The sequence below is a fragment of the Secundilactobacillus similis DSM 23365 = JCM 2765 genome, from assembly GCF_001311075.1.
GTDB classification, from domain to species: Bacteria; Bacillota; Bacilli; order Lactobacillales; family Lactobacillaceae; genus Secundilactobacillus; species Secundilactobacillus similis.
Window position 1 is genome coordinate 15745 of the sequence record NZ_BBAD01000031.1, and the last position, 18821, is coordinate 34565.

17 protein-coding genes and 3 pseudogenes are annotated in these 18821 nt (G+C 50.1%); 3 read left to right on the forward strand and 17 right to left on the reverse strand.

Features of this window, described 5'->3' with window-relative positions; genetic code table 11:
* Positions 1–3: 3 nt before the first annotated feature.
* Entirely contained in the window at positions 4–912 is a 909-nt protein-coding gene (locus JCM2765_RS08455; protein ID WP_054736013.1) for a helix-turn-helix domain-containing protein, read from the reverse strand.
* Between the two features lie 26 nt (positions 913–938).
* Positions 939–1268, reverse strand: coding sequence for a metal-sulfur cluster assembly factor (locus JCM2765_RS08460; protein WP_054736015.1), 330 nt, complete (start codon positions 1266–1268; stop codon positions 939–941).
* 201 nt (positions 1269–1469) lie between these two features.
* Here JCM2765_RS08460 and JCM2765_RS08465 point away from each other — a divergent pair, with 201 nt between their 5' ends.
* Positions 1470–2024, forward strand: a complete 555-nt coding sequence (locus JCM2765_RS08465; RefSeq protein WP_054736016.1) for a DUF3267 domain-containing protein — start codon at positions 1470–1472, stop codon at positions 2022–2024.
* 345 nt (positions 2025–2369) lie between these two features.
* On the opposite strand, the pseudogene sufB reads toward JCM2765_RS08465, so the two are convergent.
* The 5 genes and pseudogenes from sufB to sufC form a co-directional block, all read right to left on the reverse strand.
* Positions 2370–3775 (reverse strand): annotated as a pseudogene (gene sufB, locus JCM2765_RS08470) (Fe-S cluster assembly protein SufB).
* Positions 3776–3778: 3 nt separating this feature from the next.
* A complete protein-coding gene (gene sufU, locus JCM2765_RS08475; protein ID WP_054736018.1) occupies positions 3779–4249 on the reverse strand; it encodes a Fe-S cluster assembly sulfur transfer protein SufU in 471 nt (156 codons plus the stop codon).
* Positions 4227–5473: pseudogene (locus tag JCM2765_RS08480) on the reverse strand (aminotransferase class V-fold PLP-dependent enzyme). Before JCM2765_RS08480 ends, sufU begins: the two are co-directional and overlap by 23 nt.
* A complete protein-coding gene (gene sufD, locus JCM2765_RS08485; RefSeq protein WP_054736020.1) occupies positions 5454–6758 on the reverse strand; it encodes a Fe-S cluster assembly protein SufD in 1305 nt (434 codons plus the stop codon). Before sufD ends, JCM2765_RS08480 begins: the two are co-directional and overlap by 20 nt.
* Positions 6759–6769: 11 nt before the next feature.
* A pseudogene (sufC, locus tag JCM2765_RS08490) lies at positions 6770–7566 on the reverse strand (Fe-S cluster assembly ATPase SufC).
* A 969-nt stretch (positions 7567–8535) separates the two neighbouring features.
* Here sufC and JCM2765_RS08495 point away from each other — a divergent pair.
* Positions 8536–10170 carry an FAD-dependent oxidoreductase gene (locus tag JCM2765_RS08495; protein WP_054736021.1) on the forward strand — a complete coding sequence of 545 codons (1635 nt, stop codon included), beginning with the start codon at positions 8536–8538 and terminating at the stop codon, positions 10168–10170.
* Between the two features lie 60 nt (positions 10171–10230).
* Here the strand turns inward: JCM2765_RS08495 and JCM2765_RS08500 are convergent, their stop codons facing one another.
* From JCM2765_RS08500 to JCM2765_RS08505, 3 genes are all read right to left on the reverse strand, one after another.
* Entirely contained in the window at positions 10231–11208 is a 978-nt protein-coding gene (locus JCM2765_RS08500) for a polyprenyl synthetase family protein (RefSeq protein WP_054736023.1), read from the reverse strand.
* A 108-nt stretch (positions 11209–11316) separates the two neighbouring features.
* Positions 11317–11481 (reverse strand): hypothetical protein, encoded by a 165-nt coding sequence (locus JCM2765_RS18150; protein ID WP_225352040.1) that lies wholly within the window; start codon positions 11479–11481, stop codon positions 11317–11319.
* Positions 11478–12161, reverse strand: coding sequence for a helix-turn-helix transcriptional regulator (locus tag JCM2765_RS08505; protein ID WP_225352041.1), 684 nt, complete (start codon positions 12159–12161; stop codon positions 11478–11480). Before JCM2765_RS08505 ends, JCM2765_RS18150 begins: the two co-directional genes overlap by 4 nt.
* Before the next feature lie 138 nt (positions 12162–12299).
* On the opposite strand from JCM2765_RS08505, the gene JCM2765_RS08510 reads away from it, so the two are divergent.
* Complete coding sequence (locus JCM2765_RS08510; RefSeq protein WP_054736025.1) at positions 12300–13022, forward strand: demethylmenaquinone methyltransferase; 723 nt, start codon at positions 12300–12302, stop codon at positions 13020–13022.
* A 91-nt stretch (positions 13023–13113) separates the two neighbouring features.
* Here the strand turns inward: JCM2765_RS08510 and JCM2765_RS18155 are convergent, their stop codons facing one another.
* The 7 genes from JCM2765_RS18155 to JCM2765_RS08540 form a co-directional block, all read right to left on the reverse strand.
* Entirely contained in the window at positions 13114–13461 is a 348-nt protein-coding gene (locus JCM2765_RS18155) for a hypothetical protein (RefSeq protein ID WP_225352042.1), read from the reverse strand.
* Positions 13443–13847, reverse strand: coding sequence for a hypothetical protein (locus tag JCM2765_RS18160; RefSeq protein WP_225352043.1), 405 nt, complete (start codon positions 13845–13847; stop codon positions 13443–13445). Before JCM2765_RS18160 ends, JCM2765_RS18155 begins: the two co-directional genes overlap by 19 nt.
* Entirely contained in the window at positions 13844–15496 is a 1653-nt protein-coding gene (locus JCM2765_RS08520; RefSeq protein WP_082405057.1) for an ABC transporter ATP-binding protein, read from the reverse strand. The genes JCM2765_RS18160 and JCM2765_RS08520 overlap by 4 nt, the downstream gene beginning before the upstream one ends.
* Positions 15475–16401, reverse strand: coding sequence for an energy-coupling factor transporter transmembrane component T (locus JCM2765_RS08525; protein WP_082405058.1), 927 nt, complete (start codon positions 16399–16401; stop codon positions 15475–15477). The genes JCM2765_RS08520 and JCM2765_RS08525 overlap by 22 nt, the downstream gene beginning before the upstream one ends.
* Before the next feature lie 94 nt (positions 16402–16495).
* A complete protein-coding gene (locus JCM2765_RS08530; protein WP_162231407.1) occupies positions 16496–17074 on the reverse strand; it encodes a prenyltransferase/squalene oxidase repeat-containing protein in 579 nt (192 codons plus the stop codon).
* Positions 16996–17442, reverse strand: a complete 447-nt coding sequence (locus JCM2765_RS08535; protein ID WP_156301739.1) for a hypothetical protein — start codon at positions 17440–17442, stop codon at positions 16996–16998. Before JCM2765_RS08535 ends, JCM2765_RS08530 begins: the two co-directional genes overlap by 79 nt.
* A gap of 36 nt (positions 17443–17478) precedes the next feature.
* Entirely contained in the window at positions 17479–18267 is a 789-nt protein-coding gene (locus JCM2765_RS08540; RefSeq protein ID WP_054736029.1) for a DUF4430 domain-containing protein, read from the reverse strand.
* Positions 18268–18821: the final 554 nt, after the last annotated feature.

Genomic DNA, 18821 nt, shown 5'->3' on the forward strand with positions numbered 1-18821 from the left:
TCTCTACGGCATAATATCCGTCAACGGCAAATCTTCCTCATACCGATGCCGCAACGCCGCCGTCTTCACTTCGATCACTTGGTTTTCGTTGATTCTCGCGAAGGCTAGCACTTCGCTTAACAGCCGTTCGATTTCTTCGGCGTCGTGCTTTTGGCTGATGGCGTTTTTGGCTGCCAACAGTTTCAACCGTGGCATGAAGTACGTCACGTGCTTCTTGGAACAAATTTGCACGCCCCGGTCAATTAACTGGTTACTCTGTTTTAATTTACCGATCGTTGCATAGTAGTTAGCCGTGTAGAAAATCATCGTTAATAACCGTAAGTAGTTATCGCCAACCCGGCTAAAGTACAGCTCCTCGTCCTTCAACACGTTGTTGATAAACGTATGGATCTTTTTAAAGTAAAATGAGGCGCGTTCTGCTTGCTGCATCCGGCTGTACATGACGCCAGAACCCACGTACACCAACTGGGTGAAAATCGTTTCGTGCCGTTCATCCAAATCATTTAGGATTTGAGAATAGTCATACAAAATCTCTTCTGGTTTCTGATTGATCAGCGCCCCTAACAAGCCACGCAAGTAATAAAACTGCATCTTCAATAGAATTGAATCTAGCTGTTTCACATCAATTGCCTTGAGGCCCGTTAGCACCTTCTGGTAATCTTCCATGATCAGTTCCTGTTCCAGTTGGTCTAACTGAACCTGAAGCTGGTTGGCGGAGGCACTATCGTCTTCGTTTAAATCATCAATGGTTAGGCCGATTCGACTGCAGAGCTTAGTTAAAATCAACAGCGATGGCACGTGGCCGCCGCTTTCGAACTTGCTGAGCGTCGACTGGGTACAGATGCCCTGACAGATTTTAACTTGTGAAATATGCAGCTCTTTTCGGCGAGTTACAAATTTTTCAATGTTCATGTATTTAATCCACTTCCAATAATTAATTAACCGTGAATGCCAAGGGCCACTTTCGCAAAGCGGCTCATCTTGGTCATATCCCAGGCGGGTTCCCATACGAGGTCGATATCACATGACGTGACCCCTTCAACGGACTCAACTGCACTGGTGATCTGGTCCGACAGGAGGTTACCAAGTGGGCACCCCATCGTCGTTAAAGTCATGGTGATCACACACTTGCCATCGTCATCAACGTCAACGCCGTAGATTAATCCCAGGTTGACCATATCGATGCCCAATTCTGGGTCAATTACGTCTTCAAGTGACGTCATTACTTTCGTTTCAATTGCTGAAGCGCCGGTACCTGTCTCTGCCATTGGCTATTCCTCCTGTGGAATTCTAATTTATTCTTAATTTAAATAATAACGTTTTCTCGGCCATTTCTCAATGGTTAACCACTGAATTTTTTTGAATTTAACCGTCGCTTCATTTTAGGCGCTATCTACGATTGACAGTTTCTGATATACTCGCAGTATCGAACACATTTGGAATATTTCCCAAATCAAAGGAGCCCACTCATGCCACCAAAACTGATCAAGCGCGTTTTAGTCATGGATAACCCCAGAACAATCTTTTGGTTAAATGCAGCCAGCGTTATCGTCTTTATGGCGTTACTAGCAGTGCTAACAATGCTGACTGGCACAACGTCTTTTAGCTTCAACACCGACGATGGTCGCCAACTCATCACTGGTTCAATTCTAGCCGGTGGCTTGATCATCGGCTCGTTTCCGGTCCACGAACTGATTCACGGCGCATGCTACAAATTATTTCAGCCTCAGCGCCCCGTTAAATTTGGCTTCAAGCAGGGCATGCTCTACGCGACTAGTCCCGAGACTCGGTATCGGCGGTGGCAGTTTGTGATCATTGGCGTGGCACCGTTTGTGTTGCTGACTGCCGTCTTTGCGATTGGCTGGGGACTTGGCTGGTTGTCATCGGGGGTGTTTGTTCTGGTGACTGCTGTACATGGGTCTGGGTGTACGGGTGATGCTTACTTGGTTGGGCGGTTATTGCTGACACCTAAGGGGAAGTGGGTTACCGATACTGAACAAGGAATTGATATTTACGACGATTAAGCGAAACGGCCACCGGAGAATTGCGGTGGCCGTTTTTTTGTTTTGTTTTTTGATTGGTGTTATCCAACTTTGGGAATCGGGCCTAGCTTTCTGCCACATAGTAGTCATTGCGACGTGCGTTGCTGCCATATGGTTTTCGGCGCCTATTAGGCTTCGTCGTTGGCGTTTGTCAGCGGCCTAGTGGGATTGCTTCCACAACCTCGTTCTAGCTTCTGCGCCGAAACGTGCTCCAGGGAGCAGAGAGTTGCACATAAGCAACTTCCACCACAAACCCCAAAAACCGGGGTTTCTGGCGGAAGTCGCTTATGCTCCACTCTCTAGGCGCTCCCTTCCGCACTCTGCACTCTAACCAATTGACCCCTCCATCTCAAAACTAATCAACCGATTCAACTCAACCGCATACTCCATCGGCAACTGCTTCGTAAATGGTTCCACGAAGCCCATGATGATCATTTCCGTTGCTTTGGCTTCCGAGATACCACGGCTCATTAAGTAATACAACTGAGCTTCTGAAATCTTAGAAACTTTCGCTTCGTGCTCCATGGCGACCTTTGAGTTGTAGATTTCGTTGTATGGGATCGTGTTTGAGGATGATTGGTCATCCAAGATGATCGTGTCACATTCCACGTGGCCCAGTGAGTGGTCGGCGTTCTTGTTGAAACGCACTGTGCCCCGGTAATCCGTGGCGCCACCCGTTTTGGCGATTGACTTGGAAACAATCGAACTGGTCGTGTGTGGGGCGTTGTGGATCATCCGCGCACCGGAATCTTGGCGGATGCCGTTACTTGCCACAGCAATCGACAACATCGTCCCGTGGGCGCCCTCACCGTTTAGGTAGACGCTTGGGTATTTCATCGTAACTTTTGAACCCAAGTTACCGTCGACCCATTCCATGGTGGCGTTGGCTTCCGCCGCTGCCCGCTTGGTTTCCAAACTGTAGACGTTATCTGACCAGTTTTGAATTGTGGTGTAACGGCAGTAAGCGTCCTTTTGCACGTTCACTTCAACCACCGCTGCATGCAAACTATCCTGCGAGTAGTTCGGTGCGGTACAGCCTTCAACGTAGTCCACCCGCGCACCTTCATCTACGATGATCAAGGTCCGTTCGAACTGACCAGAGTTTTCGGAGTTGAGACGGAAATACGATTGGATCGGCGTCTTCGTCTGCACACCCTTTGGCACGTAGATGAATGAGCACCTGACCAAACGGCCGCGTTCAACGCTGCAAACTTGTTGTCGGTTGGCTTAACCAACTTGCCGAACCACTTCTTGAACAGTTCTGGGTATTCCTTCAATGCAGTATCAGTATCCGTGAAAATGATACCTAACTTTTCGAAGTCTTCCCGCATGTTGTGGTACACCACTTCGGATTCGTACTGGGCAGATGAACCGGCCAAGTAGCTCCGTTCAGCTTCTGGCACGCCTAAGCGGTCGAAGGTCTTCTTCAAGTCTTCAGGCACGTCATCCCAGTCACGGTATTTTTTATCCGTCATCTTCTGGTAATAGTGCATGTTGGCGAGGTCCAGTTTCGACAAATCGGGACCGTAATCTGGCAGTGGTAACTTCTTGTACGCCTCGTAAGCTTTTAAGCGGTAGTCCAGCATCCATTGGGGTTCATCCTTAGCTGCTGAAATTTCACGGACGGTTTCTTCAGTCAGGCCACGGCCGGTCGTATACTTCGGCTGAATGTCGTCGTGAAAACCGTACTCGTAGTCTTTATCGTTGATCACACTATCTGGTACTTCTGACATTGTCTACTCCTCCTCTTCTGCTGGGGCGTCCTCTGACAACAGTGCCCGTTGTAGTGCCCACCATGACAGGGTGGCGCACTTAATTCTGGCTGGGAAGCTCATGATACTTGATAGGATGGCAGCATCTTCTAGTTGATCCAGATCAGCTTGGGGATGTTCCTTACCCATCACCATGTCGGAGAAGGTTTTTGCCATGTGCAAAGCCTCTTCCTTACTCTTCCCCAGCACCGCATCCGTCATCATACTGGCGGACGACTGGCTAATGGTGCAGCCTTCACCGGTAAAACCGATGTCGGCAATTTTATCATCGTCGGTCAACTTGACTTCCAGGTTGATCACGTCACCACAGGTCGGGTTCTTCAACGTAATTTTGTTAGTTGCGTCGCCTTCGTTTAGCAAATGCTTGTGGTGGGGATGATCTGAATGGTCCAAGATGACTTCGCGATACAAGTTATTTAGTTTCGATAGACCCATGTTTGAAGAACTCCTTTGTTTCTTGAAGTGCCGTCAACAACCGGTCAGCATCCGCTTTTGTGTTGTAGAGGTAGAAGCTGGCCCGAGCGGTTGCGGTAAGGCCGAGATATTCCATTAGTGGTTGGGCACAGTGGTGACCAGCGCGAACGGCAACGCCTTCCATATCCAAGGCGGTTGCAACGTCGTGGGGGTGTAAGCCGTCTAAGTTAAAGGCAACCACGCCCGTGTGCTTAGCGGGGTCTTGTGGCCCGTAGACCGTCACGCCGTCCATCGCTTCGAGCTTTGGTAGCAGGTAGTTCACGATTTCCTGTTCGTGAGCGGTGACGTTGGCCATCCCGATTTCAGTCAGGTAATCGGCAGCAGCGCCTAAGCCAACTGCCCCAGCGATGTTTTGCGTCCCAGCTTCAAACTTGTATGGCAGTTCAGCCAAGTGCTTTCAAACTGGTGCACAAAACCGATCATTTCGCCACCGTACTGGTAAGGCTTCATGGCTTCGAGTAACGCCCGCTTGCCGTACAAAATACCGATCCCAGTTGGCCCCATCATCTTGTGGCCGGAAAAGGCGTAAAAATCAACGTCCAAATCCTGCACATCAACGGCGATGTGAGGGACTGATTGTGCCCCATCACCAACGAAGATGGCGCCGTGTTCGTGGGCTAATTTTGCCAGTTGTTTGATGGGGTTAATGGTGCCCATGACGTTGCTGGCGTGGGCCACGGCAACGATCTTCGTTTTATCCGTGATCAACTTAGCGGCTTCGTCTAAATCGAGTTCGCCGTCATCGGTCAAATGAATGTATTTTAACGTTGCACCCTTCTCCAAAGCCAGTTGTTGCCATGGAATCAGGTTGCTGTGGTGTTCAGTGATCGAGATGACGATCTCGTCACCGGCCTTAACGTTTTGTTGGCCGTAAGTGCTGGCCACTAAGTTCAAGCCGTCCGTGGTCCCCTTGGTGAAGATCACTTCTTCGGGTTCCTTAGCGTTGATGAACTTTTGGAGCTTACGACGAGCGGCTTCGTAATCGGCCGTTGCCCGTTCTGCCAGGGTATGGACGCCCCGGTGCACGTTGGCGTTATCGGTTTGATAAAACTCGGTGAGCGCCGTGGTCACTTGAGTTGGCCGTTGCGCAGTGGCTGCGTTATCTAAGTAAACCAGTTGTTCGTCGTTAACTTGTTGATTTAAAATCGGAAAATCCTTTTGAATCTCATTCAAACTTTTGACCATCCTCAAGCTTCCTTTCAAGAATCGCAATCATTTCTTGCTGTACTTCTGGCAGTGGAATGGCACTCAACACGGCACCCAGGAAGCCCCGGATCACCAACCGTTGTGCGAGTGCTTTATCGATCCCACGACTCATTAAGTAGTACAGTTGATCTTCGTCAACTTGCCCGACACTAGCAGCGTGGCCGGCAATGACGTCATTTTCATCAATTAATAGAATTGGGTTAGCATCCCCGTGGGCGTAGTCTGACATCATCAGCACCCGGTTTTCCTGTTCGGCGTTGGCGCCAGAAGCGCCGTGGACGATGTGGCCGATCCCGTTAAAGATCAGTTCCGACTTTTCGAGCAACACACCCCGTTGCAAGATGTTAGCGGTGGAGTGCTTGCCACGGTTCGTGACCCGGTTGTTGATACCGTCGTGCTGCTTGGCTGAGGTGATCGCAATCACCTTTGAATCAGCCTGCGAGCCATCCCCCACCAGTTCAGTGGCAAAGTCGGCAACCGTGTTGGCATCGTTCATCATGCCGATCGCCCATTCCATCTTCGCATCGGCTTCCAAGTAGGCCCGCCGGTTCAGGTAGGTTTGCGTCTTGGGGCCAAATTCATCGAGGGAGCTAAAGTGCACGTTAGCGTTTGGCTTCACGTCGATTTCAACCACACAGCTGGCGACGTTTTCTTCTTCACCCTTGGTACTCAAGTGTTGAATGACCTGAACGTCACTGTTGGCTTCTGCTACCACCAGCACGTGGGCCACTAACGGTGCCTTAAAGGTGCTGTCTTGCACGGTGTAAATTTCAACCGGCTTATCTACCACAACGCCCTTTGGCACGTAGAGGAAGACCCCGGCGTTCAAGAAGGCCGCGTGATAACTAGTCAACTTATCTTCGTTGGCGGGAATCACCTTGGTCATAAAATACTTCTGGGTCAATTCCGGATAGTCCTTAAATGCCGTGAAGATATCCGTCAAAATCACGCCCTGATCCGCTAATGCTTGAGGTAACGCAATCGACACCGTGGTTTGACCAACCTGAACGACTTGGATCCGTTGGTTGTCACCAGCCACGTCATCGGCTAACTTGGCGTCTGAGTCGTGCCAGTTAAGCTCGGTGTTGGCCGTTAATGGCCAGCGGTGAAAGTCCAACCGCCGCATTTCAGGCAATGGCAACTTGGCCACGCCGTCAACGGCAGCGAGCCGGCGGTCGATCAACCAACTGGGGTCACCGTGTACAGCGGCAGCCGCATCAACAGCTTGTTTAACTGTTTCATAATCCTTAACTGCTTCTCTCACGTTTACCCCTCCTAACGGTTGTCGTCCACGAGGTCAACGTCCAACCCGTATTCGTCACGTAAGCCAGCGTAACCTTCAGCTTCAAGTTCCTTGGCTAAGTCAGCGCCACCGGTCTTCACGATCCGGCCACCCATCATACGTGAACCACGTCAGGCACGATGTAGTTCAACAGCCGTTGGTAGTGGGTGATGATCAGTGAACCAAAGTTGTCCCCGCGCATCGAGTTGACCCCTTTAGAAACCACTTGAAGGGCGTCGATATCAAGCCCAGAGTCGATTTCATCAAGCAAGGCAAATGATGGCTTGATCATCAACAGCTGTAAGATTTCGTTGCGCTTCTTTTCACCACCAGAGAAACCTTCGTTTAAGTAGCGTTCCGTCATTTCTTCGCTCATATCCAGTAAGGCTAAGTTCTTATCCAGTTCCTTTAAGAAGGCCATGACCGAAATCTGGTCATCTTCAGGGCGCCGGGCGTTGATGGCAGCCCGTAAGAATTCGGCGTTGGTGACCCCTTGAATTTCAGCGGGGTACTGCATCGCTAAGAACAGGCCTTTACGTGCCCGTTCGTCAACTGGCATGTCCAAGATGCTTTCGCCGTTCAGCAAAATATCGCCCTGCGTCACGTGGTAGGCGGAGTGGCCCATGATGGTCTGTGACAGCGTTGACTTCCCGGTCCCGTTTGGGCCCATAATAGCGTGAATTTCGCCGGTCTTCATTTTTAAATTGACGCCCTTTAAAATTTCTCGTGAGGTCTCGCGTTCCTTATCCTCAACTTCAACGTGCAGATCTTTGACTTCCAATGTTGCCATGCGATCATCATCCTCCTAGTCATCACTATAAAAATTAAAATTACATTCACATTGCATTAGAGCGTTTGATGCAAATTCCAGTTATACCGCCAGTCACCTAATAACCAAATGGGTAAACGGAACCGTCGTTTTCTAATTATGTACATGCGATGTCTTCATTATACATTCTTTTTGGAATATTTAAATTAGGTATTTCTCCGATATTGTTGAAAGCGGTTTTTTGGCATTTTGAAACCAACGACTGGCGCGCTTTGGTCGGGGTCGATGTTATTTTGGAATGTTTGGCGGGCATGCTGGAATATTTGGACTATTCAGGTTGAGTGTTTGATGGTCGTACAGTTGGCGGTGAGTGGCGATTGGCTTCGACTTAACGGTTTTAATCAGTGGTCGCTGGTGAGTGATTGTTCCTCAGATTGAGCAGCCAATATAATCCGTACTTTAACTATTGACCACCAACCTAAATTGATTCGGTGGACATCGGCCGTTCACTCACCATCTTAAATGCACTCATCCAACCAACCAATAATATTCATTGCTCATTCTAATATCAGAATAACTAATATAACTAAATTTCAATCAGTATCCATCACCAACTTATCCGATGACGAATAATTGCCCGTTCATCATCGTTACAGTCTTGAATAATTCTAACTTGTGTCAAAATTAACAACCTCATTTATAACATTCCAATAAAATGTAAGCGACTTCATTTTGATGAAAATTTTGAATTCCAATCGCGTTCATTTTTACGATTATCAGCAATCAATCGCCTAGATTAAGGCGTTTTAGGTGCATTTCAATTCTCAAATATTGTATACTGATGTTGAGTTATCAATTGATTAATTACTTCGCCACAGTTATATTTTTTAGCTATCGGCGTCTTTGCCTTGCCATTATGCATTTTAATAATATTCACTGCCAATTGATAACCTGAATTGACTTACCCTGTCATTTACAAGGAGGCACATTATGAGTAAGAACATTGTTGTTATCGGTGCTGGCTTCGCTGGAGTCCTAGCCACCAAAAAGCTGGCGAAGAAGTTTAAATCGCAACCGGACGTCTCAATCACGTTGATTGACCGGCACTCCTACTTCACCTACCTCACCCAGCTGCACGAAATTGCGACTGAGCGGGTGCAACCCGATGCTGTTCAGTACGACCTGCAACGGCTCTTTGCCCGGCAGCGAAACGTTAAGTTAGTGACGGATACTGTCGTTCAAGTTGATAAGGAAGCCAAACAGGTCGTCTGTGAACAGGGCACCTACCCGTTCGATAGTTTGCTGATCAGTCTTGGGGGTGAACCCAACGACTTCGGTACCCCTGGGGTGAAGGAAAACGGCTTTACCTTGTGGTCAATGGAAGACGCCATTGCGGTGCGTAACCACATCAATGAAATCATCCGTCTCGGGGCTGTCGAAGTGGATCCCGAAAAGCGGGCCGCCATGTTGACGCTGGTAGTCTGTGGTTCCGGCTTTACCGGCGCCGAAACGGTGGGCGAACTGATCGACTACCGGGCAATTTTAGCGCGGCAAAATAAAATCGACCCCAACGAGATCAAACTGATCCTCGTTGAAGCCGCCCCAACTATCATCAATATGTTGGACCGCACCAACGCCGCTCACGCCGAAGCCTACTTCAAGAAGAACAACGTTGAGATTCGGACGTCGTCAATGATCACCAAGGTCAACGCCGACAGTGTGGAGATCAAGGAACAAGATCCCATCAAGACCTACACCCTCCTCTGGACAGCTGGCGTGAAGACCAACCACACCGCCGACGAGTTCGGCATCGAGTCTGGTCGTGGTGGCCGCCTGATTGTTAACGAGTATCTGCAAGCCAGTGGCTTTGAAGACAAGAGCATCTACGTCGCCGGTGACAACGCCAACGCCACTGAGAAGGGCGCAGAGCGGGCCGTACCACAAACGGCTCAGGAGGCCGAATACGAAGCCTTCACCACCAGCCATAATATCGCTGAAGACATCAACGGCACCCAAAACTACGAGACCTTCGTTGACCGTGACATGGGCTTCACGGTGTCCTTTGGTGCCAAGTACGGCATCGCCCAGGTCTTCGGTGGCAAACGAGTTCGTGGCCTGCTGGCAACCATCATGAAGCACGGCTCCAACTTCCTGTATTTCTGGCGCATCAAGTCGTTTTACTTTATGTGGAAATACCTGATGGACGAAATCTTCCGGGTGGCTAACGGCCGGACGGTATTTGGCACCAACACCTCGCGGCAAGGCAACGTCCTCTGGTCACTCCCCCTACGCTTGTTCTTCGGCATCGGCCTCTTCATCGACGGCCTTAGCAAGATGAACGGCGACGTAGGCTGGCTGGTCAGCGGTCATCCGGGGTTGGGCATCTGGGAACTGTTGATTGGAGTGTTGATCTTCCTCGGTCTCGGTACCTGGTGTGCTTGCTTCTTGGTGATCATCGGCTTCTTCGTCTTCCTGCACAGCTGGGCGACCGTCTGGGTGCTCTTCGTGGCCTTTGCTTTGATGAACGGCTCTGGCCGGAGTTTCGGACTGGATCTCTGGTTCGTGCCATGGTTGCAACGGACGCTGGGTCAGTCGCGGTATGGCGTTTCTCGGTCGCGGTATTAGCCAAATAAACGCAATTTAAAAGAGCGAAACCGGCAATCGCCAGTTTCGCTCTTTGTTTGATTATTGATTTCGAGTTAGCAGCCAAGTAGTCAACGTTGCTAGATCACGTTTCGCCGGCAAGTCCGGTAACTGATCGATCAACGCCAACGCCTGCTCAGTCAGTTCACCAGCCATCCGCTTAGCCGCTTCAACACCACCATACTGGTTGACCAACTGCTGAACCGTCAACGCCTCCGCGTCACTCAGGTCAGCCCGCTTCTTCAACAGCGGTTTAAACGCCCGGGGCGCCTGCTTTATCGCCAGAATCAGCGGCAACGAATAAACGCCCGCTTTCAAATCTTCTAGCACCGGCTTCTTGGTCAGCTCGGTTTGACCATCGTAATCAAGAATGTCATCCAAGATCTGATAAGCCTTCCCAATCGTCAGTCCAATCTGCCCGGCGAGATCAATCACCTCAGCCGAACCCCCGGTCAACGCCACCCCTTGCCGGCAACTTAGCCAGAACAGTTCCGCCGTTTTGCCGGTGATTTCGTTAAAATACTCGGCTTCGGTCACCGACTGCTTATAGTTGAGCTGCATCTGCGCCAGCTCCCCCACTAAAATTTCACGCATGCTATCAATGTGAAGTTGAAGCTGAGCCACATCCTGGGTCGCCTTCATCACTTCACTGAAGTACACCGTAAATAAGTAGTCCCCCGCGTAAATCGCGTTCCGAGACCCGTACTGGGTGTGAATCGTGGTGACCCCACGCCGCAAGGGTGACGCGTCGATCACGTCATCGTGGATCAGCGTGGCCACGTGGAGAATTTCAAGCGAAGCGGCCCCTGCCCGTAACGCATTTTCGTCTCGTTGCGTGCCAAACGCCGAGAATAAATAGAAGAACCCCGGTCGCAGGAGTTTGCCTCCCGACTTAAGTAACTGGGTGATCTTCGTGTGAATCGGTTGATTAGGTAACGTGACGACTTTCAACAGGTACGGCTGGAGCTGCGTAAGCTCTCGCTGAACCGTTGGAAATTGACGCCAAAGTTGATGCACCATGTTGCCCCTCCTCGTCGCTGGTAACCAAACGACTTATCGTTCGATTACCAAACTCAATTAGGTTTATTCTAACATAGCGCTTCACCGATTCGTTGTTGAATTCACGATTTATCCCTGAAACGCGGCAATTTTTGCCAGAAGTTGGGTGTTGTTGTTTAATTTAGCAAAGGTCTTGGCATCATTCAAGTGATCCACCACTTCAGTTTCAGAACGGTGCTCATCCCGCGCATTTTGCGCCAACAAGAAACAGATCTTGGCTGAGTAGTAAGTCACGTGTTCTTAGCGCAGATACCGTAGCCGTAATGCAACAGCGAATCACTGGTTTCGTAGTCGGCCACGCTGGCAAAATACTCCGCCGTATAAAACACCATGTTGAGCACTCGCCAAATTGACTGGTTATCGGTCAACGGTAACGTCTGCAGCTTATCAAAAATCTTCTGGAAGTAGAACTCACTCTTCGCATTTTCCCCATTCCGACTATACGCCACCCCACTCCCGGTATACGCCAGCAGTGTGAAAATCGTTTGGTGCGTGTCGTCCAAATCATTTAAAATGAGGTTAAAGTCGTACAAGGTATCGGCAATTGGTTTGTCCAATAACGCCGACAGATACCCGCGCACGAAGTAGTACTGCATCTGGCTCTTGTTGTTCAAGTCAGCCAGGTCAATCTTACCTAGGTCTGCCAAGGCGCTCTCGTACTCGCTGGTGATCAACTTAAATTCGGCCTGTTCCAACAACGCACTGGCCTGCGACTGTGCCGGTTGATTCACCGGAAAAACGTCGTCCAACTTTAGGTCCAACCGCGCGCACAATTGCGTTAAGATGCGGATGGCGGGCGCCTTGCCCGAACTCTCAAACTTACTGAGGGTGGCTTGGGTGCAGATGCCCTGACAGAGTTCCGCTTGCGACAAGTGATGCGCCTTACGCGCTTCAATAAAACGATTAATATCCATTAATTATCAGTCCATATTCGTATTTTTTATACATTATATCAAATATCGTCATGAATAAATAATCTTTTTAACCTTATAGTTAGTAATAACTAGCGCAATTTTGCGCATGACCATCAATTCAATGAAGGAGTCCTTACCATGTCACTCACTAACCCCACCCCAGAAGCCGACGTTCAACACCTCTTCAACCGCCTCGCCACCCACTACGATGCCATGAACACCCTGATGACGCTGGGTACCCACCACCACTGGCGCAAGGCCACCATGCAACAACTCGCCGTCCAACCGGGCAATTTTGCGCTGGACGTTTGCTGCGGCACGGGTGACTGGACGATTGCGCTGGCGAAAGCAGTCGGCCCCAGCGGCCACGTTTGGGGCTTAGACTTTAGTGAGGAAATGTTGGCACTGGCCCGACAAAAAGTTCGCGCCGCCCACCTCGAAGACCGGGTGACCCTCGTTCAAGGCGATGCGATGAACCTACCCTATCCAGCCAACACCTTCGACGTTGTCACCATCGGCTTCGGTCTCCGTAACGTCCCCGATGCTAATCAGGTCCTCCGCGAACTTTACCGAGTCGTCCGTGCCGGTGGCAAGGTAGCCTGTTTAGAGACTTCCCAACCCACTCAACCGGTAATTAAGCTCGGCTGGCGAGCATACTTTAAGCTGGTGCCCGTAATGACGAGTTTGGCGGGAAACCGGTACTCAGATTATGACTATCTGCAGCAGACCACGAAGGCGTTTGTGTCGGCGAAGCAGTTGGTTGGGATGTTTGAGGCGGCTGGATTTGAGGATGTGCGTTACCGGACGTTTGATTTAGGGGCGGCGGCGTTGCATTTGGGGCGGAAAGATTATCGATCATAGTTTAACAAAGCAAGACCGCCTAACTCAAACACGAGCTAGACGGCCTCTTTTTGATTCTATAACTAATAATAGCAACGCTAAATCGATTCCGTTACGATTCCTTAAACCCCTGCGCATCCAACTGCTCCTGCACGCCCATCAAGCCGTACTTGTACTTAAACCGCTCGATGATCCGATACCAGGAGTTGTAGAAGAAGAAGAGGAGCACTCCTGTCGTAATCCCGTGGATCAGGTCAAAGTAGAAGCTGGCCACGTAGGCGGCGATGAAGGTTTTGATGGTCAGTGGTTGAATGTAGACTAGCACGTACCAGAGGTCCATGATCCAGCCAAATAGGAAGCCATAGGCCACACCGATACCCGCTAAGATGTAGCGGTTGTGCGCCCAATCGAAGTTTCTCAACATGCCGGCAGTCACGCCCATCATGCCCCAGGCAAACATCTGCCATGCGTCCACGGCCCCTGTCCTAAGAACAGGTTGGAAACGATGGCGGCGGTGGAGCCCACGATGAAACCGGACTCCTTCCCCAGCGTCAGTGCGGTCATGATGACGATGAAGCTGGTTGGCTTGACGTCTGGGAACGGTGCCATCGCCACCCGGCCCAGTGCGGCCATAGTGGCCAACACGGCGATAAAGACGATTTCGCGGGCTTCTGACCGACGGGTTTCAAAGTGCCAGTAAAACGGCAGCATACTTGCCACTAGGCACATAATACTAATAATGACATAGTGCTGGTCACCGTTGAAGAAGGTGATCCACACCAGACTCAACACCATGACGGCTAACGCAATCAGGTAGCCGCCCTTACTTTTGAGTTGCGCAATCATTGCGCCACCTCCCCGCGGTCGATCACTTCTGGTAACTGGTACCGTAGCATCCGGTTGGTCGTGGTGGTGTAGAAGAAGTTCTCCGCAAAGAACGCGTGGGGTTCTTCTTGCGACACGATCTTGCCGTCAAACAACAGCGCACACTGGTTGGCAAACTTGGCGCTGAAGGCCATGTCGTGGCTCACCATGATGATGGTGAGACCCTGCTTGGTCTGCAGGTTCTTCAAGATGTTGCCCAGCTTCGTCCGCCGAATCGGATCCAGTCCCTTGGTTGGTTCGTCCAGTAACAACAGTTTCGGTTGCGACAACAACAACATGCCCAGCGCGATCAACTGTTGTTCACCACCACTAGCATCGTGAGGGTTTTGGTCTGCCACGTGGGTGATGGTCATCTGTTCCAGCATATCTTTCGCAGCTGCTTCCGGATCAGCTAACCCAAGTTGCTTGCCCCGTTCCACGTACTCTTCCATGACGGAATCGTAGGCAAAATACTCGGATGGCGTTTGTGACAGGTAACAGACCTGCTTGTAAAATTCGGTTTTATCCCAAGATTTGACCCGCTTGCCCAGCAACTTCGAGGAACCCCGACGCGCTGGCAACAACCCCATGATCACCTTCAACAGGGTCGTTTTACCGGTCCCGTTTTTGCCGATGATGGCTAACCAGTCGTTTTCGTTCACCGAGAGGTTCAGGTCATCCAAGATGTAGTAGCCGTTCTTATCGTACTCAAATGACACGTGTGAGACCTTCGCCGCCAGCTTCTTCGAGGCATTTGGCGGGGTGTTATCCAACCGGTCCTGCTTGAAACCAATTTGGTTTTGTTGCAGCACATCTCGGCCCTTCACCACCGTGAGCGGCAACTGTTTGAGGTCGAGTTTGGTGGTCAGTTGGTTATTTAAAAAGACGTACGGTACATCCGGCACGAACGCGCGCAGTTTGGGTTGTTCCCAGAGCTGTTGCAGCACCGTGCTGACGTCACCGGAGTAGGCAATTTCGCCGTTATCCACTATCCAGAGTTTGTTGGATAACGGTAACACATCATCTAGTACGTGTTCGTTCATGACGATGGCGATTCCCAGTTCATCGTGGATTCGCTTCAGGAGCGATACAAATTCCTTGGTGGCAATCGGATCCAGTTGGGCCGTTGGTTCGTCCAGCAGCAACAGCTTGGGCCGTAAAATCAGGACGGCGGCTAAGTTGACCAGTTGCTTTTGCCCACCAGATAGGTTTTGCACGTTGGCATACAAGATATCTTGCAGGCCCAGGAAGCTCACCAGTTCGGCAATCCGCTTTTGAATGTCGTTCGGCGCCATCCCCACGTTTTCCAATGAGAAGGCCAGCTCTTGCAGCACGTTATCCATCACCAGTTGATCTTCCGGACTTTGGAATACCATGCCGATGTTTTGGGCACTCTCCGCCGCCGTCATTTCGGAAATCGGTTTGCCTTCAAATAAGATCTCACCGGTGCGTTTACCAACGGGCCACAATTCGGGCTTCAACTGCCGCAACAGGGTTGTTTTGCCACTCCCGGAACTCCCGGCAACCGTGATGAAATCGCTGCTGTCGACACTCAGATCCACGTGGTTCAGGCTCTTATGGTCCGCAAGCGCATATTCAAAGTTTAAATCTACAGTTTTAATAAGTTCCACCACAGCCACTCCCAAGCTTCTAAAATTAACGGAAAGCTTACTAGTAACACAACACCTAGTAAGACTAAAAGTCCCTGTCCGTTCAAGGCCATCGTCCCTAACGATGGGTAGACGACGAGGCGTCCCACACCCTTTGATGCTTCGTAAAAGCAGATTGCTGTCAGTGGCAGGTACCAGCACAGCGACAAAATGTCACGCTGCGTAAACCGGTACCGTTGAAAGCTGGTCCGCTTGGTGCTAGCATACCCCCGTGAACTCATTGAATCTGCGGTCTGCAGTGCGTTGTTAAACGAACTCACCAGCAGCACTTCCATCAGCTTCATCACACCGATACTGCGCTGACGAAAGTTCCCGTGACCCACTTCGATGCCCCGCAACGATTGGGCTTGAGTGATGCCCCGAAACCGTCGTAGGAACAGCGGCACAAAGCGCAACGTGATCATCGTGAGCAACGTCAACTTCGGTGAGATGCGTGAGAACAGGTACATGAATTTTTGACTCGTTAAACACTTATTATAGGAAAGAAAAATCAGTAACACGATCAGTAACGACAACGCCATCAGCACGCCGTAAACCACCGCTTCAACGGTGATCAAGATTCCGCCAAACGACCAGATCACGTGTGCGCCACGACTATTGATCAGCGGGTTCATCACCATGATGAAGGCGACCATGAAGATACTACCTTCAAGCATCATCGTCACCTGCTTTTTAGCCCCTGACAGTACGTCAACGCCAATCACAATGGCCAGTTCGACCAACAGGAAAATCGGGTGCAGGAAGATCATTGAACACGCGATCACCACAATATAATAGGTAAAGATCACCCAAGGATTCAGTTGCTCAAACACCAACTTTGGCCGGCTATCCTGCCGTGTTCGCCTCACATCTCGGTGAACATCCATATCTGCCATCTCCAGTTTATAAGATATAAACAAACAAGTGTCACCACTCGCGCGCAAAATCCACGCTACGGTCACACTTGTTCGTCAGTTACAATTAGAATTTAAAAATTGAACCCTTGTGCAACTTGTATGCCCGGTACTGTTCCAGTGCGTAGGTTGATTGTTGCGTTGCCATGTGTAAGGCACCGGTGTTGCTGTTGAGTAACCAACGGAACTGGCCGGTCGACTTCTGGAACTTGATCAAGCGGTTAACGGCTTTCGTGCCTGGGTTAACCCCAGCGGCTGATAACCCCGCAATGGCCATGGCGTTAGAATCCGCGTTGGCCTTCTTCGTAAAGGCAGTGGATAAGACGAAGTCACCCGTGCTCTTCTTGTAGGCCTTGCTTGTCAACGCGCTTTCAGCCTTCTTGATGGCGGTTTTGACACCGGTGTAACTGGTATGTTCGCTCAAGGCGATCAGTGCCATCCCGGTAATATCAACGTCACTCGCTGAACCGTTTAAAGCCCAGCCACCCTGTGAATTTTGGGCTTTCACAATTTGGGAAATCAACGTCTTCACGGTCTTGTTGGCGGTGCTGCCGTAGTTCTTGGTACTCAAGGCAATTGCGCCCCAAATCTTGGCATTAATACCGGCGTTCGATTTCGGTGCGGTTTTGATGATCCCTGATACCAAGTTGACGCTCGATACTTCGTTGGGTTGGCGCCAATTGAAACGGCACCCATCAACGTCCGTTCGTAGTCAACGGCGGCGTAGTGTCCGCCAAGGTGTTTGAATTGCAAGGCCAGTTCTTTCGTGAAGACTTTCTTTGCCGCAGAACTCATGCCCTTAGGTGACCGCTTAACGGCGAAGGCATCCCAAGCATCCAATTGATCCTTAGGCGTCTTGGTCTTAATGTAGCTAGCCCCTTTGTTGATGGCCGTCGTGTAAGACGTTGCGGCCTTAGCACTCGTCTGCGTTGCAGTTGAAATGGCGAAGACGCCACCAAGGGCTAACGCTGTAATCCCTAACACTTTTGCAACTAATTGCTTTCCCTTCATCATCACAGTACTCCTTGTATTAACTTAATTTATGTCGCTTTATCTTTGACCAGAAACGGGTGCGTGCCGGTCTTTCCCAAGGTTAGCGGTGTAGACCCATTGGATCTTGTCACCGTTCTTCACTTTGTATTTACCAGCTGAGTATCCTGGGAACTTGTTGTTGACTTCGTAAAGCCATCCACTACCAGAACCTTTGTCAAATTCAAACAAACCGGCGATGCCTCGGATATAAACACTGTTGCCGGTACCTTGGTAAGCAACCGCAATGTGCTTGGCCTTCGCAACTCGGGTCAAGACGGTGCTGACCTTATCGCCGCTGTGGATGGTAACGTTGCTTTGAGACATCAGCACTTTGTTGCCTTCCTTGATTGGCCCCCGGACAACGATCGAGCAAACTGCCCGGTGTGAAGCCGTTGCGGTGGCTGCACTGGCTGACCGGTGCGTCTTAGCAGTCGTGTTGGTTGTGGCTGCTGACTTGCTGCCAGTCGTTTGCGTTGACCCGTTGCTCTTGGTGCCAGTCGTGGTACCACTCTTGCCGCTGCCGAGCTTTGAAATCGATTCGTTGCTAGCAGAATCAGCAGTGGTGTTGCCACTTGTGGACTTCGTGCCGGTCGACTCACTCTGCGCCGCGGCCTTTTGTTCAGACGATGACGCTGCCGAACTGCTTGCACTCGACGAACTGCTCTTGTCCGCCTTCTTTTGCGTTGTCGTATAGGTGTTATCCGCGTTAGTTGCTGCTGACTGGTGTAACGTCTTGTACCCCGCAAACCCCAATCCAAAAATCACAACTAAGCTCAATACAAGCGCAACAATGCGTTTCTTTGACATGAAATAGACTCCCCTTTACATCAAGTTTCAAGCGCTTTTTCACTACTCAGTATAACATCATCATTGAGATGAGCCCGAGTGTCCGTTGATTCAAACAATGGCTAAATCCTGTGTTACTGACCCAATTGACCGAGCGATAATCCCCGTCAATTGGGCGTTATCGCCCCCTCCCAAATTAAAGCGTTTACATAATTGTATTAAGCCTCAATTGTGAATACAATAACTTTCGGTCATCTTACACAATAGTTTCATGAAAAGTTTTGAAACGATAAAAAAGCACTGGTGAATCTGCCGCCACCTCGAAAAAGTGGCGATTTTAGCCTTAGATTCTGGTTTAACCACCTAGTTGGTCTACTCAACTCACGTCAATTTAGCATTAATTCACACGAAATTAGTAATATTATATCCTGTGCCGTGTTCTTGTACAACAATTTCCGTTTTTTCTTGTCTTATTTCGTGGCAAGAATGAGAGAATTGTGCGGTACTGTCGCTTGTGTCAAGCGTAAGTGTACGGAGCTTGTGAAATTTGGCTTCGTTGGTGCGTTAATCATGGG

What these genes read in the sequence shown, in the direction of transcription:
- JCM2765_RS08460 (WP_054736015.1), bottom strand. Translation starts at nt 1,268, where the DNA reads ATGGCAGAGACAGGTACCGGCGCTTCAGCAATTGAAACGAAAGTAATG.
- JCM2765_RS08500 (WP_054736023.1), bottom strand. Translation starts at nt 11,208, where the DNA reads ATGGTGCATCAACTTTGGCGTCAATTTCCAACGGTTCAGCGAGAGCTT.
- JCM2765_RS18155 (WP_225352042.1), bottom strand. Translation starts at nt 13,461, where the DNA reads ATGTTTGCCTGGGGCATGATGGGCGTGACTGCCGGCATGTTGAGAAAC.
- JCM2765_RS08525 (WP_082405058.1), bottom strand. Translation starts at nt 16,401, where the DNA reads ATGGATGTTCACCGAGATGTGAGGCGAACACGGCAGGATAGCCGGCCA.
- JCM2765_RS08510 (WP_054736025.1), top strand. Translation starts at nt 12,300, where the DNA reads ATGTCACTCACTAACCCCACCCCAGAAGCCGACGTTCAACACCTCTTC.
- sufU (WP_054736018.1), bottom strand. Translation starts at nt 4,249, where the DNA reads ATGGGTCTATCGAAACTAAATAACTTGTATCGCGAAGTCATCTTGGAC.
- JCM2765_RS18160 (WP_225352043.1), bottom strand. Translation starts at nt 13,847, where the DNA reads ATGATTGCGCAACTCAAAAGTAAGGGCGGCTACCTGATTGCGTTAGCC.
- JCM2765_RS08455 (WP_054736013.1), bottom strand. Translation starts at nt 912, where the DNA reads ATGAACATTGAAAAATTTGTAACTCGCCGAAAAGAGCTGCATATTTCA.
- JCM2765_RS08540 (WP_054736029.1), bottom strand. Translation starts at nt 18,267, where the DNA reads ATGTCAAAGAAACGCATTGTTGCGCTTGTATTGAGCTTAGTTGTGATT.
- JCM2765_RS08495 (WP_054736021.1), top strand. Translation starts at nt 8,536, where the DNA reads ATGAGTAAGAACATTGTTGTTATCGGTGCTGGCTTCGCTGGAGTCCTA.
- JCM2765_RS08535 (WP_156301739.1), bottom strand. Translation starts at nt 17,442, where the DNA reads ATGATGAAGGGAAAGCAATTAGTTGCAAAAGTGTTAGGGATTACAGCG.
- JCM2765_RS08465 (WP_054736016.1), top strand. Translation starts at nt 1,470, where the DNA reads ATGCCACCAAAACTGATCAAGCGCGTTTTAGTCATGGATAACCCCAGA.
- JCM2765_RS08505 (WP_225352041.1), bottom strand. Translation starts at nt 12,161, where the DNA reads ATGGATATTAATCGTTTTATTGAAGCGCGTAAGGCGCATCACTTGTCG.